This is a genomic window from Micromonospora sp. NBC_01405, assembly GCF_045040155.1.
Taxonomy (GTDB): Bacteria; Actinomycetota; Actinomycetes; order Mycobacteriales; family Micromonosporaceae; genus Micromonospora.
The window spans coordinates 7,136,685-7,161,791 of the sequence record NZ_CP109532.1 but is presented as its reverse complement, the minus strand read 5'-3'; the positions used below and the strand labels follow the sequence as shown (position 1 = coordinate 7,161,791).

Annotated in this window: 14 protein-coding genes; 6 read left to right on the top strand and 8 right to left on the bottom strand. The window is 71.0% G+C overall.

All coding sequences use genetic code 11. From position 1 onward, the window contains the following. The first annotated feature begins 187 nt into the window (after positions 1 to 187). The 3 genes from OG559_RS30580 to OG559_RS30570 are packed head-to-tail and all read left to right on the top strand — an operon-like array spanning position 188 to position 4,106. The gene (locus OG559_RS30580) at positions 188 to 1,927 is read left to right on the top strand and encodes a discoidin domain-containing protein (protein ID WP_405110480.1); all 1,740 of its coding nucleotides are present in this window, start codon (positions 188 to 190) and stop codon (positions 1,925 to 1,927) included. Continuing rightward, positions 1,927 to 3,132, top strand: a complete 1,206-nt coding sequence (locus OG559_RS30575) for an MFS transporter (RefSeq protein ID WP_405110477.1) — start codon at positions 1,927 to 1,929, stop codon at positions 3,130 to 3,132. The genes OG559_RS30580 and OG559_RS30575 overlap by 1 nt, the downstream gene beginning before the upstream one ends. Then, positions 3,129 to 4,106: a hypothetical protein gene (locus tag OG559_RS30570; RefSeq protein ID WP_405110474.1), complete on the top strand. Its 978-nt coding sequence runs from the start codon at positions 3,129 to 3,131 to the stop codon at positions 4,104 to 4,106. Before OG559_RS30575 ends, OG559_RS30570 begins: the two co-directional genes overlap by 4 nt. Positions 4,107 to 4,303: 197 nt before the next feature. Here the strand turns inward: OG559_RS30570 and OG559_RS30565 are convergent, their stop codons facing one another. Genes OG559_RS30565 through OG559_RS30540 form a run of 6 tightly spaced genes read right to left on the bottom strand, consistent with a single transcriptional unit; the run spans position 4,304 to position 18,305 of the window. Next, on the bottom strand, positions 4,304 to 6,139 hold the full coding sequence (locus OG559_RS30565; RefSeq protein WP_405110472.1) for a hypothetical protein: 1,836 nt from the start codon (positions 6,137 to 6,139) through the stop codon (positions 4,304 to 4,306). Next, complete coding sequence (locus OG559_RS30560; protein WP_405110469.1) at positions 6,132 to 10,622, bottom strand: DUF6603 domain-containing protein; 4,491 nt, start codon at positions 10,620 to 10,622, stop codon at positions 6,132 to 6,134. Before OG559_RS30560 ends, OG559_RS30565 begins: the two co-directional genes overlap by 8 nt. Beyond that, a complete protein-coding gene (locus OG559_RS30555; RefSeq protein WP_405110466.1) occupies positions 10,619 to 11,953 on the bottom strand; it encodes a ComEC/Rec2 family competence protein in 1,335 nt (444 codons plus the stop codon). Before OG559_RS30555 ends, OG559_RS30560 begins: the two co-directional genes overlap by 4 nt. Before the next feature lie 56 nt (positions 11,954 to 12,009). Beyond that, positions 12,010 to 14,448, bottom strand: a complete 2,439-nt coding sequence (locus OG559_RS30550; protein WP_405110463.1) for a LamG domain-containing protein — start codon at positions 14,446 to 14,448, stop codon at positions 12,010 to 12,012. Continuing rightward, positions 14,445 to 14,636, bottom strand: coding sequence for a hypothetical protein (locus OG559_RS30545; protein ID WP_405110460.1), 192 nt, complete (start codon positions 14,634 to 14,636; stop codon positions 14,445 to 14,447). Before OG559_RS30545 ends, OG559_RS30550 begins: the two co-directional genes overlap by 4 nt. A gap of 48 nt (positions 14,637 to 14,684) precedes the next feature. Then, positions 14,685 to 18,305 carry a hypothetical protein gene (locus OG559_RS30540; protein WP_405110457.1) on the bottom strand — a complete coding sequence of 1,207 codons (3,621 nt, stop codon included), beginning with the start codon at positions 18,303 to 18,305 and terminating at the stop codon, positions 14,685 to 14,687. 802 nt (positions 18,306 to 19,107) lie between these two features. Here OG559_RS30540 and OG559_RS30535 point away from each other — a divergent pair. Next, entirely contained in the window at positions 19,108 to 20,556 is a 1,449-nt protein-coding gene (locus OG559_RS30535) for a fibronectin type III domain-containing protein (protein WP_405110454.1), read from the top strand. Between the two features lie 293 nt (positions 20,557 to 20,849). After that, a complete protein-coding gene (locus OG559_RS30530) occupies positions 20,850 to 21,272 on the top strand; it encodes a hypothetical protein (RefSeq protein ID WP_405110451.1) in 423 nt (140 codons plus the stop codon). Between the two features lie 455 nt (positions 21,273 to 21,727). Here the strand turns inward: OG559_RS30530 and OG559_RS30525 are convergent, their stop codons facing one another. Continuing rightward, entirely contained in the window at positions 21,728 to 22,147 is a 420-nt protein-coding gene (locus OG559_RS30525; protein ID WP_405110448.1) for a cellulose binding domain-containing protein, read from the bottom strand. Between the two features lie 375 nt (positions 22,148 to 22,522). Further along, complete coding sequence (locus OG559_RS30520; RefSeq protein WP_405110445.1) at positions 22,523 to 23,833, bottom strand: peptidoglycan DD-metalloendopeptidase family protein; 1,311 nt, start codon at positions 23,831 to 23,833, stop codon at positions 22,523 to 22,525. Positions 23,834 to 24,027: 194 nt separating this feature from the next. Between OG559_RS30520 and OG559_RS30515 the strand changes: the two genes are divergently transcribed. Then, positions 24,028 to 24,942, top strand: coding sequence for a hypothetical protein (locus OG559_RS30515; RefSeq protein WP_405110442.1), 915 nt, complete (start codon positions 24,028 to 24,030; stop codon positions 24,940 to 24,942). Positions 24,943 to 25,107: the final 165 nt, after the last annotated feature.

Here is a 25,107-nt window from a genome sequence, read left to right as displayed (position 1 = left end):
ACGCGATCGTCGACTGGCACGGGGGACGACCGAAAAGGCAAATTGTTTTCCTATCCCTTGACATCGAAGTACGTAATTGGAAGCCTCTTCCCAAGCGGCTTGGCGCGGCTCCGGAACACCTTCGGAGTGACGCGCTTCAGTGAACAACTGCCCCCGGCCGGTTGGACTCCCTCCCCAAGGAGGCACCGTGCGCTGGAAGAGAAAGCTACCCACCCTCGCTGTAGCCAGCACCGTGCTGGTGGCTACGGCACTGATCGCCATCGTCGACCGGGCCGACGCCGCCGACGTGCTCCTGTCCCACAACCGGCCCGCCACCTCCTCGTCGACCGAAAGCAGCGCATACGGTCCGGAGAACGCCGTCGACGGCAGCGCCACGAGCCGCTGGGCCAGCGTCGAAGGATCGGATTCGCAGTGGCTCCGCGTCGACCTCGGCTCGTCCGTCGCGATCAACCGGGTCAAGCTGACCTGGGAGGACGCGTACGGCTCGGCGTACCGGCTGGAGACCTCGCCGGACGGGACCGCCTGGACCACCGTCAAGACCGTGACCGGCGCGGACGGCGGGACCGACGACCACACCGGCCTCAGCGCGAACGGACGGTACCTGCGCGTCTACGGCACCGCCCGCGGCACGTCCTACGGCTACTCGCTCTGGGAACTGGAGGTCTACGGCCCGGACGGCACCCCCGACCCCGGTGGCACCGACCACCAGGCCGAGAACGCCACGCTCTCCCAGGCTGCCGTCCTCAGCAACCATGCCGGATACACCGGGACCGGGTTCGTCGACTACACCAACGTCGTCGGTGGCTACATCGAATGGACCGTGACCGCGGCCGCGGCCGGCAGCCGGCCGGGCACCTTCCGCTACGCCAACGGCACCACTGCGGGACGGCCGCTGAGCATCGCGGTCAACGGCGTCACCGTGACGTCCGGGCTCGCCTTCAACCCCACCGGTAGCTGGAGCACCTGGACCGACCAGACGATCAACGTGCCACTCCGGGCCGGCGCCAACACGATCCGGGCGACCGCCACCACGGCGACCGGCGGCCCCAACATGGACAAGCTCACCCTGGGCACGGCACCGACCGCCTCGCCCACCGCCTCTCCCTCGCCCAGCCCGACCGGTGGGACCACCTTCACGGTCGCCGCCGCAGGTGACATCGCCGACCAGTGCACCGCGAGCTCCAGCTCCTGCCAGCACCCGAAGACGGCCGCGCTCGTCACGGCCATGAACCCCGAGTACGTCATCACCATGGGCGACAACCAGTACGACGACGCCCGCCTGTCGGACTTCCAGAACTACTTCGACAAGACCTGGGGCAAGTTCAAGTCGAAGATCCGGCCCGCGCCGGGCAACCACGAGACGTACGACCCGGCCGGTGAGTACGCCGGCTACAAGTCCTACTTCGGGCCGATCGCCTACCCGCAGGGCAAGAACTACTACAGCTTCAACCACGGCAACTGGCACTTCATCGTCCTCAACTCCAACAGCTTCGACGACAGCGCGCAGATCTCCTGGCTGCGGGCCGACCTCGCCGCGAACACCAAGGGCTGCATCGCCGCGTCCTGGCACCACCCGCTGTACAGCTCTGGCGACCACGGCAACGACCCGGTGAGCAGGCCGATCTGGCAGATGCTCTACAACGAGGGCGCGGACCTGGTCCTCAACGGCCACGACCACCACTACGAGCGGTTCGGTCCGCAGGACCCCGACGGCGACGCCGACCCGAACGGCATGGTCGAACTGCTCGGCGGGATGGCCGGCGCGCCGCCCTACCCGATCGTCAACGTGCAGCCCAACAGCCTCAAGCGGCTGTCCGGGACGTACGGCGTCATCAAGCTGAACTTCACCGACAGCACCTTCTCCTCCCAGCTGATCGGGACCGACGGCGCGGTCAAGGACACGAGCCCGACCTACACCTGCCACTGATGTACATCACCGCCAACCGTCCGCCGGGACGGGCGCTGCTGCGCTCCGTCCCGGCGAACGTCCTCGCCCTCGGCATGGTCAGCATGGTCACCGACATCTCCGCCGAGATGGTCACCGCCGTCCTGCCGCTCTACCTCGTGCTCGCGCTCGGGCTCAACCCGTTGCAGGTCGGCATGCTCGACGGCCTCCACTCCGGGGTGACCGCACTGGTCCGCCTCGCCGGCGCGCACGCCTCCGACCGCTGGCGCCACCGCAAACTCGTCGCCGCGAGCGGCTACGGCCTCTCCGCCCTGGCCAAACTCGGTCTGCTGCTGGCTGGGACCTCGGTCGGCGCCCTCGGTGCCGTGATCACCGCGGACCGGGCCGGCAAGGGACTGCGGACGGCCCCGCGGGACGCGATGATCTCGTCATCCACCCCGCCGGACCGGCTGGGGCAGGCGTTCGGCGTGCACCGGGCCATGGACACGCTCGGGGCCTTACTCGGTCCGCTCGCCGCGTTCGGGGTGCTCGCCGCCACCGGCGGGTCCTACGACGCCGTATTCATGACCTCCTTCTGCGTCGCGGCGCTCGGGCTGGTGCTGCTCGCGCTCTACGTCCGCGACCCGCGCACCACTCTCGCGGCCGAGCCACCGCGGATCGGGACGGCCGTGCGCGCCATCGTCGGCGACCCTGCGTTCCGGCGGATCTGCGCCGTCACCATCCTGCTCAGCCTGGTGACGGTCAGCGACTTCTTCGTCTACCTGCTGCTGCAGAAGCAGCTCGCGATGACGCCCGGCCTGTTCCCGCTGCTGCCGCTCGGCACGGCCGCGGTGTACCTGCTGCTCGCCGTGCCGCTCGGGCGCCTGGCCGACCGGCGGGGCCGCGTCGGGGTTTTCCTCGGCGGGCACGTCACCCTCCTCGCCGCCTACCTGCTGCTCGCGGGTGCGGCGACCGGCATCGCGCTGCTGATCGTGGTCCTCGTGCTGCACGGCACGTTCTACGCGGCCACGGACGGCGTCCTGATGTCCGCCGCCGGACCGTTGCTGCCCGAGGCCCTGCTTACCAGCGGGATGGCCGTGCTCCAGACCGCGCAGGCGCTCGCGCGGCTGGGTTCGTCGGTCGCCTTCGGCGCGCTCTGGACCGCCTGGGACGCCCGGACGGGCCTGCTCGTGATGGCGGGCGGGCTCGCGCTCTCCCTACTCGCCGCCCGGAAGGTGATCCTGTGAAACGTGCCCTGGTCCTCGCCGCGTCGATTGTGGCGCTCGCCTCGGTCGCGATCACCTATGCCGTGCTGGCCGCGGCCGATCCGTCGCCGGCCGGCGCGGCTCTCGACACCACCCGCTCGGGGCAGTTGCTGTTTCTCGACGCAGGCGGCCGGGTCGCGGCCGTGCCGTCGGACGACCCGGGCGCAGCCCGCACCGTCGGGGACCTGAAGTGCCGGCGTTTCCACTCCTCCGGCGGGACGGCGGTCTGCCTGACGGCCGAGGTGCGCGGCGGCCTGCCCCGGACGAGCGCGCTGATTCTCGACAGCGAGCTGCGCGAGACGAACCGGCTCAACCTCGCAGGCGTCCCGAGCCGGGCCAGGGTCTCGCCCAGCGGCAGGATGGTGGCCTGGACGGTCTTCGTCACCGGCGAGTCCTACAACGCCACCGGCTTCTCCACCTGGACCGGGATCCTCGACACCAGGACTGGCTATCCGATCGTCAACATCGAGACGATCCCGCTCTACATCGACGGCAGGCGTCACCACGCGGCGGACGTGAACTTCTGGGGCGTCACGTTTGCCGCCGACGACAACCGCTTCTACGCGACGGTCTCCACGCGGGGCCGGACCTACCTGGTCGAAGGTGACTACGCCAAGTGGGAGGCGCGGACGCTGCGCGACAATGTGGAATGCCCGTCGCTCTCGCCGGACGGGACCCGGCTCGCGTTCAAGAAGCGGGTCTCGCCGTCGGCCGCCGAGCCATGGCGGCTGCACGTGCTGGACCTGGTCACGATGCGCGAGACCCCGCTGGCGGAGACCGCCAGCGTTGACGACCAGGCGCAGTGGCTGTCCCAGAGCGAGGTCGCCTACGCGAGACCCGGCGCAGCGGGCGGCGCGGACATCTGGGCCGTTCCCGCCGACGGCTCAGGAAGCCCCCGGCTGCTCGTTCCCGCCGCGTCCTCACCCAGCATGCCGATCCGCGTCGACGGGCCGTAGGCCGTGCCGGCTCTGTTGCATCGGCGGATCGGTGGACACGCGGAGCCGCGTCAGCGGGCACTGGTCAGATCGCTCGTGCCAGTTCCGCTGAACCGCGTCAAGCTGCTCAAGACCACGAAGCGGCCACGTGAGTTCGGATGGCTTCTGCGGCCGACGATCGGTCATGACGTTGCGGGTGCCCTTACTCGCCGTCGAGATCAGCCGCGCTGGAACGTGACCCGCTCGGCGGTCTCGGTGAGCTGCAGGGCCAGCTCGCCCGCGTCGAGATCCGCCGCGTCGACGCCGAGCGCCTCGGCGACTGCCGAGGCCAACGCCGCCACCGGTACGGTGCGCAGCGTTCCCAAGGGCAGCGGGCCGACCGGCGGCGGCGTGGTCCTGGCGCCGCCGGGGGTACGCAGCGTCTTGCCGATCACACCGTCGGCCGGCTCCTCGACGGCCAGGTGCTGCCCCTCCGGCGGCTGGTGCAGGTCCAGCCGGGCCAGGTCACCGGTGAAGAGGCAGAGCAGGATGTCGGGCGCCAGCCGGGCGGTCCGCCACGGCGCCAGCGCCCGGGTGCCGCCGGTGTCGGCGTAGGCGTCGATCAGCAGGCCCGGGTAACCGGGGACGATCGCTGAACGGATCAGGGCCCCGGTGACCGTCGGATAGTCCAGGGGCAGCGGATCCGCCGCGTCCCGGTCGGCGTCGGCCGGGCCGAGCCGTCCGATGCTGGTCGCGCCGTCGACCAGGTGCCGTACCCAGCGCTGGTCCAGGCCGACGAAGCGGATGCTCTCCACCGGCAGCAGCCGCTCGTCGGGTAGCAGGTAGCCGAAGGGCACGCCCTCCAACCGGGCCAGGTTCCGCAACCAGGTGAGCAGGTTGTCCGGCATGGTGGTGTCGGTGGCCGGCACGGCGAGCGGGTAGCTCGCCGGCACGGTCTGTTTGGCGTCCAGGTCACGCCGCCGACGCCAGGTGTAGAGGCTGGTGCTGACGTCGGTGCTGCGCAGCGCGAGCAGGCGGCCGAGCTGCCAGGACGCGGCGTGGCTGACGTCGAACATGCCGACCTCGGGGTGCAGCCGCAGCAGCGCGTCGGCGGTCCGCTCCGGGGCGACCGGGCCGCCGTCCGTCGCACCGGCGGTCAGCGGCCCCCGGTACCAGCCGATGCTCCGGCCGCCCTGGCGCAGCCGGTACCGCAGCGGCACCAGCCCCCGACCCAGGAAGCGGTCGCTGACCGGCTCGCCGACCTCGGGTAGCCGGAGCTCACCGTCGTCCGCCGCCAAGTCGCGGACCAGCGCGGGGAACGAGTGGTCCGCGCTGACGCAGGCGAACCGCCAGCTGGCCAGGCTGATCACCGGCACGGTCGGCACGCCGGTCGGGCCCCGCCCCGGATGCGGCAGGTCGAGTGCGGCGCCGGAGCCGTCGGCGCGGAACCGCTGCTCCAGCGAGACCAGGTGAACGGTGCTGGTCGCGCCGGCTGCCGGCAGTCGGTTGCCGACGACCACCGCCGCGTCGGCGTCCGCCGAGGCTCCGGTGCCGCCGCGTACGTGCGCGAGCAGGCGCAGTTCGGTGTACGACGGCAGCAGCTCGGTCAGCAGGGCGACTGGTACGTCGATGACGGTGACCGGGTCACCGGCCGAGTCGTGCCGCTCCAGGGCGGTCGCCGCTGCGGGCAGTGCGCCCTCGTCGGCGAGCGCGCCCAGCGTGGTGGTACGCGGCACCGGCTTCTCCGCCTCGTCGAAGAGGAGTAGGGCGAGCCACGGCGGTCGGTCCGCGCCACCACCGCCCGGATCGCGTTCCCAGGGCAGGGTCGGCCGGTCCAGCACGACGTGCGGCAGCACGTTGCCGTGGTCGCCGAGACTGCCGTCGGGCGGGAAGACCGCGCGGATCGCGGTCGGTGGCAGCGTGAACCGGTCACCGCCGACGCTGAACCGTCTGCTGCTGTGGAACGACTCGGTCGCCGCCCCGACGGTGACCTCCTGGGCCAGGGTGATCTGGTAGTCACCGGCCTCCAGCAGCGGTCGACGGTGCGCGGTGAACGTGACGGTCGAGTCAGACATGAGCGGCCACCCTGGGGATCTCGTGGTACTGGCTGGTGTCGAAGCCGGTCAGGTCGACCGTCGCGTCGGGCAGCAGGGCCGCCAGGACGCCCGCCCGGGCAGCGGCCACGGCCGGCGTACCCAGGCTGCCGGTGATCAGCTTCGCGCGTTCGGCGTCGGTGCCGGTCTCGTCGGGTACGTCCGCCGGCGGGGCGAGCCGGATCGCGTCGGTGATCTCGAACAGCGCGGTGTCGGCCTGGAGCGCGGCCCGGTCCAGCCAGGCCGGTGCGGGGCCGGCCGCCAGTCGTGGCGTGATGGTGTAACCGGTGAGCAGCCCCGGCAGCAGCGCCGGGTCGGTGGCCGACGGGGTGAGCCGCCCGCCCCAGAGCGCGGACGGCAGGCTCTTGACCACGGGTGCGTAGTCGAAACGGTCCTCCACGCCGCCGTTCTGGCCGTCCCGGGTGATGGTGATCCGGTGGATCGCGGCGGCCCCGCCGGTGGCCACGCCCATCGGCCCGACCCCGAACCGAGTGCTGGCCGGGCCGGTCCCCAGGGCCCGCTCGGCCGACCCGCTGCCGCAGACCGCCCGGCTGGCCGGCACAGTGCTGTCGGTGGTCAACACGAGCGTCGAGGCGTCGACCAGACCCAGGTCGTCGGCGGGCGCGTCCGGCGCGGCCCGGTGGCTGTCCGCCCGCAGCGCGACGCTCACCACCTCGTCCGCCGTGGGCAGCAGGGTGGCGCTGAAACTGCTCCAGGTCAACGGCTTCGGGCCGCCGCCCCGGCCGGCGCCGAACGAGACGCGGATCGACGTGACGTGCAGGTCGATCTTCGCGGTGCCGCCGAAGTCCGGGCCCCACAGATCGACGTCGGTGCCGACGTGTACGTCGATGGTGTGCGTGCCGAAGAAGTGGTACGTGTACGACGCGCCGATGCCGACGTGCAGCGAGGCCTCGTAGTGGTAGGGCTGCCAGGAGATCAGGAAGTCCATCGAGGCGTCGAACCAGGCCCGCAGCGACCCGTCCTGCCAGACGGCGCTGAGCCCGCCGCCGGCCATCAGGGCGCCCGGAGTGAGCGCGTAGTACGCCGACCCGGACATGCTGAGCTGCGGCGACACCTGCCAGTTGAAGCCGATTCTCGGCACGCTCGGATAGTGCGCCGGGACCGGGAAGTGCGGATGGTAGCCGCCTGCGGTCAGGACGAAGTCGCCGTCGTGCTCGCCGGCGAACCAGGTCGAGAAGGCGATCCCGCCGGTCAGATGGCAGTCCCGGGAGAGCAGGTACGAGTTCCGGGTCAACTGGGCGAGCACGGTCAGGTAGCCGTCGGAGGGTACGAGGCTGGCCCGCAGCGCCAACTGCACCTCGGCGATCGGGGTGACCGCCCCGGCGGTGACGTCGCGCGCCGGCAGGGTCAGCGTCGAGAGCCCGAGCACGTCGAGTTCGAAGCGGTGCCCGAACGTCGCCGCTACCAGCACAAACGAGTCGACCATCTCGAACGAGGTGAAGTGCACCCCGGCGGTGAGCAGGATGTCGCCGACCGACGGCGGCAGCCACCGGGCGAGCGCGCGCAACTCGTCGCCGAGCGTCGTACCCGGCGTACGGGCCCCGGTGGCCTCGGCGACCAGCGGGAACGAGGCGACGTCGTCGACTGGGGGCAGGACCAGCCGCCGGTTGTAGCCGAATCCGGCGGCGATGCCGCGTACGTGGAAGAACGGCGGCCCGCCGATCGGGTAGTCCAGCCACGCGTAGACGAAGACCGACGGTCCCGCCGGCAGCTGCGCGTACGACCCGATCGCGGCGAGCGACAACGGACCGTTGCGCAGCTGGGCCATACCGCCGTACGCCGGATAGGTGACGCCCTCGTACACGATCTCGTTCTTGAGGAACGCGCCGGTGATGCTCACCGGCCCCTCGCGGTAGGAGAGGCCCATCCCGGCCAGGCCGAACGACGGCACCGCGACCGGGTCGGTCAGCGACACCCCAACCTCGAGGCCCTGCAGGGTGAGGGTGAGCCCGCCGACGCCGACCGACGCGTCGAGCAACAGGGCGAGGCGCGGATCCTCGCTGCCGTCGGAGCGGAACGCGAGCCCGACCCGGGCCAGCTGGACCGGGCCGAACGCGCGCTGCACCGGGAGCCAGGCGGTGTCGTCGCCGGTCGTGGTCTGGTTGGCCGGGGTGGGCACCGGCCCGGCCGGTGGCTTGGCCGTCCCGGGCGCGCCGGTGACCGGCAGCGCCACCGGCTGGGCGAGCGGCCCCAGGCGCAGGGTGCCGTCGACGGTGAACCCAGTCGGCAGCCCGGCGGCGGGCAGCGCGGGCACGGCCGCCGGCAGCAGCGCGTTCAACGCGGCGGTGTCGGTCGAGCCCAACGCCGCCGTCGCGGCGAGGATCCGCAGCAGGTCCAGACCGATCGTGGTGTCGCCGGAGAGGTGCTCGCCGACCACCGGCAGGTTGGCCAGATCGACCGTGAGCGTGAGATCCACCCCGAAGAGGTACGCCGTGCCGGTGCCGCCGACCGGTCGGATCAGCGCGAAGAGCAGGTGCCGGGGGTCGACGACGATCCCCTCCGGCAGGTACCCGGCCGCTGTCGGCGAGACGGCGCCGACCATGGCCCGCAGGTCCGGCACCGGATCGGTGTCGGCGTGCGTGTACGACGCGGCCAGCCGCTGGGCACTCGGATCGCTGGCGAGGTGCAGGTCGAGCTGCGGGTGGAATGTGCCACCGTCGACCGGTACGGCAAGCTCGATCAGCCCGTCGAAGGAGCGCTGCGCGGTGTCGACGGTGACGGTGATCGCCACGTCGGTGGTGTCGACCGGGAAGCGGGCCTGACCGGTGACGAAGAGCCGTCCGGCGCCGGTGGTGATGTCGACGCCGAGGTTCTGCACGGTCAGCCCGGCCAGCGGTGCCGGCAGGGCGAGGTCGCCGTACCGGCGGGCCAGGTCGTCGACCAGCCCGCCGATCGGGATGAGCTGCCCCGGGCCGGTCTCGCCGGAAAAATCCCACTGCCGCTGCGACGCGGAGTCGTACGTCGCCCGCACGGCGAGCGTGACCGTGTGGATGACGAGGGTGGCCTGGGCCTGGAAGGTCGTCTCGTCGGCCGTCCGCCGGACGGCGAAGAGGACGTCCACCAGGTCGATCCCGTCGGCGACCGGCCAGTCGCCGCCGAGCACGACCTCGCCGTCGAACGTCGTGCCCTGGCTGTCGGTCGGCAGCTCCGCGAAGGTGTGGAACTTGACCACGCTCAGATCCGGCAGGTGGGCTGGATCCGAGTGGGTGAAGTGCTGGTACACCTCGCGGATGCTCAGCGGCGGGTCGCCGTCGCGCAGCGAGCCGCCCAGCGTCCGGGTCGCCGAGTTGGCCACGAGTTCCAGCACACCGTGCTCGCCAATCCCGACCAGGCCGCTCAGCGTGACCGCCATCCGGGGGTCCGAGACAGGCGTGTCGACCCGCAGGTCCAGGTCGATCTGTTCCAGGGTGAGTAGGTCGTCGACGATGGTCCAGTCGGCCTCGGTCCAGACCGTCATGGTGACGTAGTCGATCTTTGCCGTACCGCCCGGGGTGAGGTGCAGGGTGACCGGGCCGAGGGTGATGTCCGGCCCGGCGTCGACGCCGAACGGCACCGGCACGTCCGACACCCCGGCGATCCGGGCGATGTCGGCCAGTTCCAGCGGGCCGAGCGGGCTGAAGTCGGCGGTGAGACCGAGCGGGGCGCCCCACTGGCCGACCCGGGCCTCCACCAGCACCTGCCTGGTCCGGGCGGCGCCGTCCGGCCCGGTGGTGACCGGCAGCGCGCCGGTGACCAGCAGGTACGCCTCGACCTCGTGGTCGACCGTGTAGGTGTTCAGCCGGGGCTCGCCGATCACCTCGTAGCGCAGGTCGGTCATGGTGACCAGGCCGAGGTCGAGGGTGTGCCCCTCGGCCCCGTACAGCAGGACCAGCGGCACCGTCGGCGTCTTCACATCGAGCGTGTCCGGCGCGAGTCGGACCATGGTGATCTCGCCGGTGACCGGGTGGCTCTGACCGGGGAAGAGCAGTGCGATCGCGGCCATCCCGGTGGTGACCCGCAGCGTTCCCTGGAACGTCATCGGCAGGTCCGCCGGCTCCGGTGCCGGGTCGGTCCCGACGGGGTCCAGACCAGCGGAGTCGAGCACCAGGATGGGCGCGTCGAAGAGCAGGCCGCCGAGGAGTCCGTCGCGCAGCACCGGAAAGGCGTCGGCGAGGGACCAGGTCGGCCCGGCGGTCGCGGTGACGCTCACCCCGGTCACCGACTGCCCGTTGAGGGTGAAGCGCACGGTCACCGTCATCGTGCCGAACGGTGCGCCGTCTCCGGTGCCGGTGACGACGACCGCGCCGTCCCGGTCGGCCCGGGACGCTCCCATGAGGGTCAGCCGACCGGTCGGCAGGAACCGACCGAGGTACGCCGCGACCCGTGGCGCGAGTCGGTCGACCGGTAGGTCGAGGCGACCGGCCGCGACGTCGGCGAGCAGCGTCTCCAATTCGTTCCTGGTCATGGCTTCTTCCAGATGATGTCGAGCTTCGACTCGTGCCACGGGTCGGAGGCGAGCGAGCCGGTGGTGTAGACCGGGGCGGTCAGCTTCTTCTTGGTCTGGGTGATCTCGTCCGCGCCGACGACCCAGTACCAGACCTCGTGTTCGGTGGCCGTACCCGCGCCGAACTGGTCGGCGTACCCGTTCACGACCCGGCTGTCCGGCAGGTGGTGTTCCTTCACCCCGGTCTTCCCGGCGCTGATCACCGCCTGGCTGCGCGGCTTCACGAGGTCCATGAAGGCCTCGGACGACGACGTGAGGTGGCTGCCATGGTGGGCCACGTGGAGGACGTCGACGTTCGCCAGGTGCACCCTGTTCTTCGCGGCGTTGACGCTCTTCTCCATCAGGTACGTCTCGGTGGACTTGGTGGCGTCCCCGCAGAGCAGCAGCTTCTTGCCGAAGACCTCGACGAGGAGCACCACGCTGGCCCGGTTGGCCAGCTTCTCCGCGTCGTTGTCCTTGGTGTACTCCTTCTTCACCCCGCTCGCCAGGATGCTGATCTTGCAGCCGCTCATCTCGTGGTGGATGACGAGCCGGCCCTCGCTGTCGAGATAGTTGAAGAGGTCCGCCGTCGCCACCTCGGTGGCCTCGGTGGCCGCGTCCTTCGTCGGCACCGGCACGTCGACGTACTTGGTCTCGTACTTGTTCCGCCTGGCCAGCGCGATGGCCCCGTCGATGACCGTGGCTCCGCCGGTCACCACCGTGTCCTTGTTATAGGTCACCAGGTACTCGTAGCCGGTGTCGAGCTGCCACTTCTGCACCCAGGTCTGGGTGGATCGCCGGTACATGCCCAGGTCGGCGCTGTTGTAGATCCGGTCGACGTACGGCGACACCTTCTCCCGGGTCAGCACGTCGGCGAGCTTGTTGTTGTGGTCGTCGTCCGGATGGGTCAGCACGAGGATGTCGAGCTGCCGTTTCTTTCCGCCCGGAGCCGTCCCGCCCAGGAACCGCTTGCCGAAGAGGCTGTACTGGGCGAACCTCTTCAACGTCGCGTCGGAGAGGCCGTCCGAGGCCAGCGACCCGCAGTCGACGAGGAGGGTCTTTCCGCCCGGCGTGGCCAGCGCGATGCAATCACCCTGGCCCATCTTTACCCAGCGTGCATAGAAGTTGCCGTCACCGGGCTGCCCGGAGAGGTCGATCCCATCAGTCGCCGCCGTGGTGTACCGGGTGGTCAGCATGTCGATGTCCTCGACGACCGCGGTAGCGGCCGCGTCCAGCACGATCCTGGCTCTCTTCTTGGTCGAGCTGCGGTCCCCGGGAGCGGGCCCGGACGAGCTCCTGTCGCGTTTCGGCATCGAAATTCTTCTCCAGGCACGGGTGGGCGGAGGGTCGCGGACGGGCGACGGACGGGTCAGAAGGGGAAGCGCCGCGCGAGTTCGAGCAGTCGACGCAGCTCGGTCTCGCCGATGGCGGTCCCGCCGAGCCGCAGCGACGACAGCGAGGCGGTCCGGGCGAAGATGTCCCGGAGTTCATCGTTGCCGGTGTGCCCGTCCTTGAACATGAAGCCCTCGGGTCGGCCCTCGATCCGGTGCCAGAACTTGTTCGCGTGGTGAAACCGCAGGCTCGGGAAGGTCACCTGTCCCGCCGGCGTATCCTGCTGGAACAGCTCCAGGTACACCTGCTTGCCGGTGGCCTGGTCCGGCCGCTCCAACCGGAGGTGCCCCTCCGCCCCGCTGGCCGCGACCCTGTCCACCTTCAGGGAGGTGAACGTCCCGAGCCGGACGAAGATGTCGCTCAGGTCGTCGCGGTCCATCGGACCCCACTTGAACATGAAGCCCTCGGGCCGGCCCTCGATCCGGTGCCAGAACTTGCTGGCGTGGTGGAACCGGATGCTCGGGTACGTGATCACGTTCTCCGCCGTCGGCGCCTGGTACAGCTCCAGGAAGACCTGCTTGCCGCCGGTGGAGTCCTCCCGGCGCAACTGCAGGTGCTCGGTGCTGGACTTCACCGTCAGCCGGAACGGCGCGGTCGTGGCACCGATCGCGACGTTGTTGCCGAGCGGGTTGATCGCCAGCGGAGACCCGCTGTGCGACTGGATCCACGAGTACGTCGAGTGGTAGCCGAGCCGCAGATTCGGCACGTTGGTCGGGCCGATGACCAGACTGCCACCGTTCGCGTCGGTGTACCGGTCGACGATCTGCAGCCGGGCCTCCGGCGTGCCGGTGCCGACGCCGACCCGGTTGCCGGTGAAGAGCAGCGGGGTGCGCTCCACGTCGACGCTGACGAAGCCGTCCTGGAAGCCCGGGATGTTGCGGTACGACAGCACCACCGGCGCGTGTCCGGGTGAGGCCAGCGCGTAGATCGGCCCGATGGCCAGCTCCAGCCAGCCCTCGGCGGCGATCGAGGTGTCCGCCTTCGGGGTCAGCGTCCACATCGCCCGCTGGTCGTCGATGCTGCGTTCGACGTCCCAGCCGACGCCTGTCGCGCCGCTCAGCGTCACCTGGATCGAGTTGATCTGACCGGCGGTGGTCAGTGCCCAGTCCCGGGTCTCGTTCGCCAACTGCATGTCGAAGGAGAGGACCAGTGCCGACGCGCGCTCCTTGCCGATCGCGGCGGAGCCGGCCAGTGCGATCGGGACGGTACGGGAGACGTTGGCCACCCGCAGCCGCAGCGAACTCGTCCCGGCCCCGTCGCTGAGCACCCGGTGGCCGCCGACGAAGCCGATGTCGAGCGGGATGTCCGGCCGCCCCCGGTGGTTGACCACCTCCAGCGACTGCTGCCGGCTGCCGACGATCTCGCTGGTCTCGCCGGTGTAGCCGAGCCGCTGGTAGGCCAGCTCGACCCGGGTGACCCGGGTGCCGTCGGCACCGTCGGCGCGCAGACCGGTCAGCGGCAGGTCGATCGACCTGCCGGCCGGGACGACCGCGTTCGCGGGGCCGAGCAGGTGCAGGACGGTACGGTCGCCGTTCGCGGCCAGCGTCCAACCCGCCGCGGCGACCGCGACCGGGCTGACCGTGGCGAGGGTACCGGCCCGCCAGGTCAGGGTCAGGTGCCGGTTGGTCACCGACACCGGGCCGTCGACCGGCCAGAGCGTGATGTCCTGGCGGGAGGAGTTGCTGATCCGCAGGGTGAGGGTCTGACTGGTGGCGGCGTCGTCGATGTAGAGCACCGGCTGCTCGTCGATGTTCGCCAGCTCGAAGTCGAGCGGGTGGCTGCGCACGAACGCGTTGACGGTCGACGCGTCGACGGCCATCAGGTCCCGTACGTCGGTGGGACTCAACGCGACGTCGTAGAGCCGGGCGGCGGCGATCGACATCGGCTGGTACTGGCTGGCGTTGTTCGGCACCCGGCCGATGACGAAGGTTCCGTCCATCTGCTCCGGTGGCGGGACCGAGGCGTTTTCGTAGACGACCACGCCGTCCAGGTGGATCCGGAGCGTCGCGGTGTCCCGGGTCACCGCGAGGTGGTGCCAGGTGTCGAAGGTGAACACACCCTCGCCGGTGTTGTACCGCCGGCTTGTGCCGCCGGGCGTGTCGGTGATGATGTGGCCGAGGTAGTTCACGTGCAGCGCGCTGCCGCCGCGTCCCATGATGGTCGGCATTCCGGAGGCGGGCTTCGGCACGCGTACCCAGAGCGCCATCGTGTAGGTGGTGCAGCGGGGCAGCGTACCGGCGGAGACTGCCGCGTCGCCGACCCCGTCGAGGGCCACGACCGCCCCGAACTGGTCGTTCGGCGCGACCGTCGGGTTTCCCTCCACCCGGCCGTCGAACTGGTTGGGCGAGTAGTCGACGACGACCCCGCCTGGTGCGATGTCGTCGAGCTGCCAGAGGAGCAGCGGCTCGGGGCTCATGCCGGCCGCGCCACGGAGAGCTCGGTGCGCTCGGCCCCGGCCGGGGCGGCCGGCACCTGCACCTGCGGGCTGGCCTGCCGGCCGATCGTCTCGATCAGCTCGTAGACCCGGGCGTACGGCAACTGGCCGAGCGCCTCCAGGACGGTGTTGGTCTGGTTCAGGGAGAGGGTGAGGGTGATCTGGGACATCGGATCGCTTTCTCGATGAGGGTGCGGCGGGAGTTGGTGCGGCTCGGGTCAGGCGGGCGACTGCTGGCGCAGGGTGAGCCAGCCCTCGCGGGCGGTCAGGCCGGTGGGGAAGGTGTCGGCGAGTTCGGGCGGCTCGGTGGTCTCAACCCAGCCGGCGCCGTCTCGCTCCCGCCAGGACCAGACCCGGTCCGGGTCGGCGGCCGGGGTGACCAGGCCGAGCGTGTCGGCGCCGGTCAGCACTGGTGCGGCCAGGAAGCCGGTTTCGAGCCGGGCCAGGGCCTCGTGGTGGTGCGCGGGGTCCAGCCGGGAGGAGACGGTCGGCAGGACCCCGGTGGTGGCGTGGATCGCGCCGGCCGGTTCCAGCAACACGGTGAGGGTGCGGGCCGGCAGGTCGATGCCGACCGTGAGCGGCGGGTCGCCGTCGGCCTCGGCGAGGGTGACCACGTCGTGGTACCGGTCGCCGAGGGCGCCCCGGCCGTCCTCCAGCCAGTAGCCGAGCGTGCCATCGCCCAGCCGGCCCCGTTCGCCGAGCCGGACCGGAAAGCGGACGGACGGGTACTCGTTGGTTTCCCGGCCGGTGCGTCCCAGGTCCTGCCGGAAGACGTTCCAGTCCTGGTGGATCGCGGGCAGGCCGGAAGCGGTCAGGTCGAGGGCGAGTCGTACCACGGCCACCGGCCGGCCGATCAGCATCGCCCGCCCCTGGTGCTGCCCCGGGTCAGCCGGCCCCACCGCCTCCAACGCGTCGTCGAGTCCGGTCAGGAAGTCGGCCAGCCCCGAGGCGCCCAGCCCGCGCAGCCGTTCGACGACGGTACGCAGCCGCAGGTTGCCGATCAGCCCGACGTCGGTGACCGGCCCGTCCGGGGCGGCCTCCCACCGGGCCCGACCCGGCTGGGCCGGATCGGCCGCCAGGTAGAGCGTGCCCAGCCAGTCCCCGCCCGTCGCGTAGACCCGCAGCCCGTCGTCGAGCGGGTCAGGCAGCAGCCAGCCGCAGACCGGCGAGGAGTCCGGCAGCCCGCTGACCGGACGGTCGACGGCGTCGGCATCGGCGTCGAGCAGGTCCAGCCGTACCCGGGCCGGCACCGCGAGCCGGGGCGGCATCGCCACCCAGGTCGGACGGTTCGGCATGGTCAACCAACTGGTGGTGCGCGGCTGGTCGACATCGACGTCGTACCCGACGCCGAAGCTGCCCACGATCCGCAGCCGACGCAGCCGCAGCGCGCCCGCGCGGATCGGGTTGAAGTCGCTCAACGGGACCGGCGCGTGCCGTCCCTGGCCGGCGACCGCCTGGTCCACCAGGGCGGCCAGCGCCCGTCCGCTGGCAAAGCCCGTCGGGTCGATGATCGGCAGCTGGCGGACCAGGTGGCGCATGACCAGGGCGTCGTTGAAGCCGCCGAGGCTCTGCGCCAGGTTGCTCTCCTCGTGCTCGGCAAGGTGCCGGTGCGCGGCGGCGAGCGTGCCCAGCCGGGGGTCACCGGTCTGCGCGGCGCACCAGCCCAGCAGCGGCGCCGGGTCGGCGTCGAGCTGGTCGGCGGTGATCGGCGGCAGGCCGGCGGCCTGCCGTTCGTCGTTCGCCCTGGCCAGTGGGGTGCCACGCAGGTAGCGCAGGATCCGGGTGGAGAGCACCGGCCGGGCGGCGGCGGAGAGCACGGTACTGCCGGCGTAGACGTTCGCGCCGGTGTCCAGCACGTCGTTCTCCGGCCGGGGCCGCAGCTCCCGGTCGCCGTAGGGCAGGGTGTAGTTGGTGGTGACGAAGTCCGGGTCGAAGTCGCGCCCGGCCGGGTCGAGGTTGTTGCCGGCGCGGGCCGGAAAGAACTCCACCTCCCAGTGCAGCAACACCGGATGCCAGGGCTGGTCGGTCCAGGAGCGAAGGCCCGGGTGATCGGGTTCCGCGGCGGCCAGCTTCGTGGCCAGCGCCCCGGTGAAGTCGGCGAGCCGGCGCACCCCGGCCGGGCCGCCCAGGTCGGCGCCGGCCAGCCCGGGTACGTCCAGCACCGCGCAGGGCAGCAGCCCGTCCGGCTGGTCGGCGCCGTCCTGCCCGTACCGGTCCGACGGAGTGGCCGCCGCGCCGGTGAGCAGCACCACCGGTTCGTTCGCAAGCTGGTACGGCGTGCCGGGCACCTGCTGCAACGCGAAGCGGCTGCGGGCGGTGCTCGCCGCGACGTTCACCGTGTCGAGCGCCTGTTCGGCCGCCTGCCGGGCGGCCAGCAACCGGTGAACCAGGCCGGTACCGGTGCCGACCGGCGGCCAACTGCCGAGCGCGGCGAGCCGGCCGGCCAGGGCGCTCACCTCCCGGCGCAGGTACATGGCGACCAGATCCGGGTCCGGATAGTCGGACCGGCCCTGCTGCGGGTACGCACAGACCAGGTACCGGTGCCAGTCGGCGAAGATGCGCTGGCGCGCCCCTGTGACCTCGGCCGCTGCGGCGTCGTACCCGGACTGCGCCTCGTTCAACGCGACCAGCAGGTCACCGAAGCCGGCCGGAAGAGTCAACCGCTCGCGGGCCTGCCGCTGCTCCACGCTCACCGGTCCGAGCCCGGTCCCGTTGCCATCAACGGATCCGTCGCCGTTGCCGTCGAGCGGGTCGTCCTGGCGTCGGACCGTCCAGACGGTGCCGGCGGCGACCGTGCCGAACGACGACTCGTGCCGGGCCTGCGCGAGGCGGACCGGCAGGTCCAGCGTGCTGCTCTCCAGCTCGTCCGCGAAGGTCAGTGCTTCGAGCAACTCCTCCGTGTCGGTCTCGGTGACACCGGGCAGCACCGCGCCGAGGTGGGCCGCGAGCGCCTCGGAGGCGGTGTTCGCCACCCAGACCCAGCTCTCCTGCGCCGCGCCGGGACCGGTGGCCGGTGCCCGCTTCGCGCTGCTGGCGAACGTCAGCCGACCGAAGCAGACCATCCGCGCGGGCGGGATACCGCCGTTGTCCGGCACCGACCAGCCCAGCTCGTCGGCGAGGGTGTCCGACCAGCTCCGGTCGCCGGCCGTGGACAGGGCGGCGAGCAGTTCGTCGTCGGCGGTCTCGACGTACCAGCCGACCACGTCGTAACGCAGCCCGTCCGGTGGCGCGACCGCGCCGTATTCCTCGTCGTGGTGGCCGAACACGCTCGACGAGTTCGGATAGAAGGCGGCGAAGGTGGGCTCGCCGTAGTCGAGTGCGGTGAGTGCGGCGAGCCGGTCGGTGGGGGTGCCCGGCCAGGCCGACAGGGGCAGGCGCCGGCCGAGGTACCGCCAGGGCCGGCCGGTCGAACCCCGGGGGTCGGCGTCGAGCAGCGGGTGGACGACGCTGCCCCGGTCAATGTCGGTGAGCGCGTCACTCTCCACCACCCACCGGTCCTGGACGCCGTCTGGCCTAGTCCGGGTGACCAGCCACCGGTTCGGGACCCGGGGCAGGTCGACGGCCGGTCGGGTGCCGCCGGTGGTGGCGACGTGGGTCAGTCGGGTGAGCGCGTCCGGCAGTGACCAGTGCAGGTGGATCCCGGCCGGCAGCAGCAGATCCTGCTGGAACGGCGCGGGCAGGATCGCGTCGCTGAGAAAGCGCTCGTCGGTGTTGGCGTCCCGGCCGGTGACCGCGTCGAGGTACGGAAGACGGGTGAAGTCGGCGGTGGGTCCGGTGGCGGTGCGGTCGGTGGCGAGCCACAGGGCATCCACCCTGACGGGCACGGCGAGTAGACGCATATCAGTGCGATTCCCTAAATGGTCGCGGCGGCTCGGCTGCCGGGTCGCAGGGGGCCGGCTCACCGTAGGGCATTTCCGCCGGCATGCCGTTCGCAAAGTTGACAGCGTCGTCGCTGGTGCCTCAAACGGGCACGTGCTAATCCCGCCGACATTCGATCGATTTCCATGACCGGCGTGGTGGGCTCTCACCGGGCCCGGCGGGTTGCGTCCGGTGACCACGTTGACCTGGGCATCCGCGCCGGCAGGTCGTCGAAGAGGCCGGCCGGACGGCCGGTCGACAGTGGCTCGCCGCCACATTCTGCTCTCACTGGAACACGATCGTCGTTCCGGCTTATTGGTACCTGCGGTCCGACTGCGGCGACCGTTTGGTCACTCGTAGGTCGGAGAACTGACACGGACGCATCAGGGTGAAATCGGTCGGCGCACGACGGACGGCAATCAACGCACCCCGCCATTGGACGAACAGGGCCTGGTAGATCGCCTCGTGGAAGATGCGCGTGCCGTCATCATCGGGAAAGCCGAGCCTCAGCCGGTGAGGCTGGTCGATGGCCGGGGCTCGTGGTCGGCTCGGTGCTGGTGGGCGTGCGCGGGCCGTAGGCCATAGCGCGTGCGCGCGGCCCGGCGGCAGCCGGGCGTACTTGATCCTGTAGAGCAGTTTTGAGCCAGTCGGATCTTGGTCGAGGGCCTTGGTCTGGCTGGCTTACTGCTTGGGTGCGCGGTTGCGGCTGCTGCGCCCCTGACGTTGACATCGACAGGAAGCTTTGTTTACGGTTTCTCGGCGTCTCTATAGAGGGGATCGCCGATGCGTACGCTCGTCGCCACGGCCGCCGCGCTGACCGCCCTGCTGACCGTGCTCGCCGGCACCACCGGCACCGCGGCTGCCGCCGGCCCCGCCCCGCTGGCGCCGGCCGACCTGACCGGCTCGGTCGCCGCCACCGGCATTTCCCTGTCCTGGCGTCAGCCGGCGGGCGGCCCCGCGGTCGCGTCGTTCCGCGTCTACGAGGGCGGCGCGGTCGTGCGGCACACGGCGACGACGTCGGCCCCGATGCAGTACCTAGGCGTCAACACCACCCACACCTACACGGTGACCGCGGTCTCCTCCAACGGCGTGGAGTCGCCCCCGTCGGCGCCGTTCACGGGCACCACGTGGACGCCCGGCATGGCGCCCCAGTGCGACGAGCCCGCGCCGCTCACCGTCTTCGACGTGACGTCCTCCGCTCTATCGGTGCGCTGGTCGGTGGGCCGGGCGTCGCCGCAGCTCGCTTTGACGGTCAACGACCGCGACTACGGCATCGTGCCCGGCACGAGCCTGCGCGTCGGCGGCCTCACCCCCGACACCGCGTACACAATCGCCCTGCGCCGCGCCAACTGCGACCCGCGCAACGCACCGGTTGGCTACGCCACCACCCGCACACCGCCCGGCGCGACGAATGCGACCACCGCGCCGCGAAACCTCGCCACCACCGCCCAGACCGACCGCTCGATCGGCCTGACCTGGTCGGCCCCGTCCGACGGCTCGTACGTCCACCAGTACGCGGTCTACGATGGCGCTTACCGGGTCGCCACGACCTGGACCGCGTCGGCGACGGTCACTGGCCTGTTCCACAACACCGCGCACCGCTTCACCGTGGTGGCGCTGGACGTGGCCGGCAACGAGTCGGAACACAGCCCCGTCCTGTCCCTCTCGGCCGCCGCCTGCCCGGTTCTCCCGCCGTCCCCGTCCAGGGTGACCGCCACCGCTGTCACCGCGTCGACCCTGCGCCTGGACTGGACCCTCGAGTCGACCGCCGGCTCCTACACGGTGCTGGACGGCGACAGCGCCGTCGCCACCGTCACCGACCCGGGCGCAGTGCTCACGGGCCTGGCGCCGGCCTCGCCACACAGCCTGCGCGTGGTCGGGTCGCTGCCCGGCTGCCCCGACACGCCCGCCTCGGCGCCGCTGACCGTGACCACGCTCCCGGGCCCCACCGACCGCCCGGCGGCTCCGCTCGGCTTTCGTGTGGCCCAGCCGACAGTCGCCAACACCTACGATGCCGACGTCCCGCTGTCCTGGACCCCGTTGCCCGGCCTGGCCTACCGCCTGTATGACGGCGCCACGGTGGTCGGCACGTACCCAGGCAACGCCGTGACCCTGCGCGCCCGCGGCGCTGAACGCCACCAGTACCGGCTGACGGCGGTCAACGCGAACGGCGACGAGTCCCCACCGACTGCCCCGGTCGACGTGATAACCCCGTTCCTGGTCGCCCCGTGATGTCGCGGCGCGGGCGGTCCTGACTCCCGGGTCCGCGTGCACGGTCCTCTCGATGCGCTGTTGCCAGCAAGCCCGGCGGAGTGCAGCTTGCGAAGTGCCCTGCTCGTGGCGTGCATCAACGTGGTTCCCCCGGCAGCGCGCCGTCTTCCGGTTATCGCCTGACGACCCCACCTCGCCGCCCCTTCGCGCTCGGGTCGGGGAAGCGTGCAGGTCCAGGTCGTGCGATCATGATCCACAATGTACGACAGTCGAGTGTGGATGGGACTCCTGTGACCGTGAGAAGAGTGCTTTCGATGCTGATGGCGCTGGTGACCGCCGCTTCGGTCATGACGGTCGGCGCGCCCGCCGCTCAGGCCGCCGGCTCCTGCTCGGGCACGATCACATACAGCCAGGTGCAGTCGTCAGGTTTCGGCGAACTGGTGATCTACTACAACAGCAGCAACGGGGGAACTAACAGCGCGTGCTTCTACCACCGCGGCGCGGCCTACGGACAGTCAGCGCCCACCTTCGTGCAGATCTACCGCTGCGCGGAGCGTTCCGGTGAGGGCGCGCACTGCACCCGCTCGGGCAGCGCGGACACTGATTCGGGTGACTTCAGCTACCACGCCGGCCCGGTCGGCGTCACCGGCACTGCGAACTACTGCGTCGAGGCGGTCGGCTACATCGGTTGGGCCGGTCAGCGCCACCAGATCCTCAGCCGACGCCAGGGCTGCTGACCCCGCTCCCGTTCTGGTCCGCCTGCGGATACATGTGTCACCTACGCAGTTCAGAAGGCCATCTCCCGAGCCGGTGAGGTGGCCTTCTGTCTGGTGGCAGACTGGCCCGAGACGTACACGGCGAGGCACGGGCATGTTTTACCGCTATCCCAGCGTCCCAACCGGGCCGAACGCTTGGCTCAGGCTCGGCGACCTGCTCGACGCCGCCGTTACCGGCTTCGCGTGGCCGTCCGCCCCCAGTTCCAGGTGAAATCTGCCAGCCGCATGTCCTGGACTTGACTTCTTCTAGACCGGCGCGCCGGAATTGGGCATTCACCAGTACTGATCCGAATGGTCTTGGCATCGTTCAACGTGGGGGCGGTGCCCGGCCGTCCACGTCGCTGTCTCTACCCGGCAGCCTCATCCCTCAAGATCACGCCCCGGTGGAAAGACCGACGCTAGTACTTCGCAGAGGGTCAGCGGATCCGCAGACAGGTGACCGTGGGCAGGCTCGCGCTGCTATCCGTCCCGATATAGCCGAACTGCCAACTCTCCCCGGGTGTGATGGTGGTGCCGACCAGCGGCGGGTCGATGAGGTACTTGTTGCCCCCAACGGTCCAGGTGAACGTGGCGTTCCAGGGGGTTTTGACGGAGCTGGCGCCGCCGGACGGGGTCAGCGTGGCCCGCCACGTAATCGGCACGGAGTCGGTGTTCTTGATGGTGACCGTCGCCAGGTAGCCGGTCGGCCATACGCCCGTCGAGGTGTCGATCTGGCACAACTTTGTTGGCTCGTCCGCAGAAACGGTGGCGGGTGCCGCGTTTGCTGGTGTGCCGCCAAGCACCACAGCAAACGCTCCCAGTACAGATAGGACTGCGAAGCGCGCCCGAGGAGTCATGGGCAAAAATATACATAGACGCGCGACCAGCCGCAGCAGGGCGCTCTTGCGCTGCAGGTCGCGCCGACGATGGCGGTTCCCTCGCCCGGTCGGACGGTCAGTCCGGCGGACCGGAGCACTGGGGCAGGGGTGCCTGGGTAGCGGAACTCGACGTCGGTCAGCGTCACGCCGGCAGCCGGGCCTGTGTCCGCACCGGGTGCTCGGTTGGTTCCGCGGCGGCCAGAGTGGGGCCGGCGCAGCCACGACGCCCGGAGGCGGTGCCGCGTCCGGCGCCGCCTCCGGTGGTGCTACCGGTCGAGGGCTGTCATGTGGCGGTGACGGTGGGTGCCAAGCCGGGCCATGCCGGGCCGGACGGGTCGCCGCCCCGACACCGGGTCAGGAACAGGTACCGGCGACCGGATCGTCGGTGCCGGTGTCGACGAACGCGTCACTGAGGTATCCGCCGGACGGCATCCGGTTCCACAGGTTGGTCCGGTTGTTCCATGGGCCGGTCACGTAGTCACCCGTCGCGGTGCAGGCGATCTCGATGACGTCGCCGTCGTTCACCGAACCGACGACGGAGTAGTTGGCGCCCGGACCGGATCTGACGTTGATGTTGCTGAACGTGCCGGTCTCCACCACGCCGGTCGGGTAGCTGCTGTCACCCGGGCCGTAGTTCACGATGGGGCAGCAGTAGTTGCGGTACACCTTCTGCCCGTTGCGCTCCGCGTAACCCTGGTACGCGGCGTTGCCGGAATACCAGGTCCAGCCGCCGATCGTCTTGTCGACCACGGTGACCGCCGTGCTGCCCCGCCAAAGGGTCCAGTGCACGTGGTCCCCGTTGGCCCGGCCGCCGCAGGGCAACTGCACGTCGATCCGGCCGAGGTACTCGCCGGCCGAGACGTACGCCCCCTCGCCCTTCGTCGTCTGGTTGCTGATGTGGTAGTAGCCCGTGGTGTAGCCGTTGTCGTGGACGACCTTGACGTACGGCCAGCGGGCGTTGGTGCAGAACCGGTACAGGTACCCGGCCCGCGACGCGCGTACGTCCCCGTCGCCGCCGTAGAAGTCGATCGAGTTGTACGGGTACGACTCCCCGGAATCGCCGTGCACACCCCAGTGCGCCCAACCCTGGTTGAGCTTCCAGGGCAGCGCCAGGCCGGTGGCGGTACCGGCCGCGGCGGCCGACGTCCGGCCGAACAGGTCCCGCTCGGCCTGGCTCAGCACCGGCGCCTGCCTGGCCGCGACGGCGAACTCGGGACTGCCTTCCAGAGCCACCTGCCAGCTGCCACCGAGCCGCTGTGCCAGGAAGAGCAGCGCCACCGGTGCGGCTTCGACGTCCGACGGCACCCGAATGACGCCGCCGCCGAACACCCAGTTGCGGTTGGCCGCGTACCGCTTGGGTTCGACCATCGTCGCGACGCTGTCGGTGGCGGCGCGGCCGTAGGTCGCCAGCGCGCGTTGGCCGTGCTGGTTCACCAGGCGGGCGGCGACCTCCTGTCGCAGCTGGCTCTCCTCAGCCGGCCGTAGCTGGCTCTCCGCGACCTGCCAGGACTGGCTTTTCTCCCCGGCGGCCGGCCCGGCCGAGATCGGGGCGGCGGAGATCGGGGCGCCGGGCAGGACCGCCGTCGTGACGACTACGGCCAGACAGACCGAAGCCCACCGGGCCGCCGGCCGTCGTGTTCTTCGGGAGGGAGCGGGGCGTTTCATCTGTTTGCTCCTCGAGCGGTGAGGGACGGGACGCGTTGACGATGCAGCCGTTCACCGCGCCACACAACGACCGGGTGGGAACGCCCCGCAGCTCGGTGAACACCGCTCGACGCAGCGGTGAACGTCGCTGCGCGATGGCCTTGCGCTTCGGTGCCCGACACGGTATTTGTCTGTGAACATTCACAGGAGTCGCCATGGATCGCGAACTTGCCGCCGTACTGCGGTCCGGTCCCTTCCACGTCGCGCTACGCGCGGCGATCCAGTCCCGCGGGCTGGCCCTGCAACGTATCCAGCACCGACTCGACCAGCTCGGCGTACACGTCAGCCTCGGCACGCTCAGCTACTGGCAGTCCGGGCGTCGGCGGCCGGAACGGCCCGCCTCACTGCGGGCGGTGACCGCCCTGGAGGAGATCCTCGGTCTACCGGCAAACTCACTGATCGTGCTGCTCGGTCCGCCCCGACCGCGCGGGCCGGCGGCCGGGCTGCCGCCTGGGGCGCGACGGTACGCCGACGTGGTCGACGCGCCCGGGCCGCTCACCGCGCTGCTCGACGACCTGGACGGGCCGGACGGCCGGCTGCACATCCTCAGTTCCTTCGACAGCATCGTGATCGGCGCCGGCCGGGACAGCCGCCGGTACGAGCACGTCCAGGTGCTGGCGGCGCACCAGGACACCGACCGGCATGTCGCCATCTACCAGGGCGATCCCGGCTGCGATATCGGGTTGGTGTCACTCACCGCCCTGGACAACTGCCGGCTCGGCCGGATCCGCCGGGATCCTCAGGCCGGTCTGCTCGTTGCCGAACTGCTCTTCGACCGCATGCTGCGGGTCGGCGAGACGCAGATCCTCCGGTACCACATCACCGACGCCAGCGGCGTACCCGGCACCTGTTACTCCCGCGCGTTCCGGTTCCCGGTTCACCAGGCGGTGCTGCAGGTACGGTTCGACCCGGCCGCCCTGCCGGTGCGCTGCTGGCGGTTCGTCCGGCGCTCCGCCACCGGCTCCGACGACGAGTGCGAGGAGATGACGCTCGGCCCGCACCACGACACGCACTTCGTGCGGACCGGGGTATCGCCGGGCGTGATAGGGCTGCGCTGGGAATGGGACTGAGCGGATGTCAGTCAGTCCCGTGGCAACGGACGATCGGGGTCCCCTCGCCCGACACATCCTCAGAACCGACGGATTACACGATCAACGTTCAAAGACGCTAGGCACCTACCTGGCTGGATCCGCGCGACTGGCTGGCAGTGACGGTGGCATCCCCCGATATTGGCG

Excerpts from the sequence above, each read along its gene's own strand:
- OG559_RS30560 (WP_405110469.1), bottom strand. The coding sequence starts at position 10,622 with ATGACCAGGAACGAATTGGAGACGCTGCTCGCCGACGTCGCGGCCGGT.
- OG559_RS30545 (WP_405110460.1), bottom strand. The coding sequence starts at position 14,636 with ATGTCCCAGATCACCCTCACCCTCTCCCTGAACCAGACCAACACCGTC.
- OG559_RS30575 (WP_405110477.1), top strand. The coding sequence starts at position 1,927 with ATGTACATCACCGCCAACCGTCCGCCGGGACGGGCGCTGCTGCGCTCC.
- OG559_RS30535 (WP_405110454.1), top strand. The coding sequence starts at position 19,108 with ATGCGTACGCTCGTCGCCACGGCCGCCGCGCTGACCGCCCTGCTGACC.
- OG559_RS30515 (WP_405110442.1), top strand. The coding sequence starts at position 24,028 with ATGGATCGCGAACTTGCCGCCGTACTGCGGTCCGGTCCCTTCCACGTC.
- OG559_RS30520 (WP_405110445.1), bottom strand. The coding sequence starts at position 23,833 with ATGAAACGCCCCGCTCCCTCCCGAAGAACACGACGGCCGGCGGCCCGG.
- OG559_RS30530 (WP_405110451.1), top strand. The coding sequence starts at position 20,850 with ATGCTGATGGCGCTGGTGACCGCCGCTTCGGTCATGACGGTCGGCGCG.
- OG559_RS30550 (WP_405110463.1), bottom strand. The coding sequence starts at position 14,448 with ATGAGCCCCGAGCCGCTGCTCCTCTGGCAGCTCGACGACATCGCACCA.
- OG559_RS30525 (WP_405110448.1), bottom strand. The coding sequence starts at position 22,147 with ATGACTCCTCGGGCGCGCTTCGCAGTCCTATCTGTACTGGGAGCGTTT.
- OG559_RS30555 (WP_405110466.1), bottom strand. The coding sequence starts at position 11,953 with ATGCCGAAACGCGACAGGAGCTCGTCCGGGCCCGCTCCCGGGGACCGC.
- OG559_RS30540 (WP_405110457.1), bottom strand. The coding sequence starts at position 18,305 with ATGCGTCTACTCGCCGTGCCCGTCAGGGTGGATGCCCTGTGGCTCGCC.
- OG559_RS30565 (WP_405110472.1), bottom strand. The coding sequence starts at position 6,139 with ATGTCTGACTCGACCGTCACGTTCACCGCGCACCGTCGACCGCTGCTG.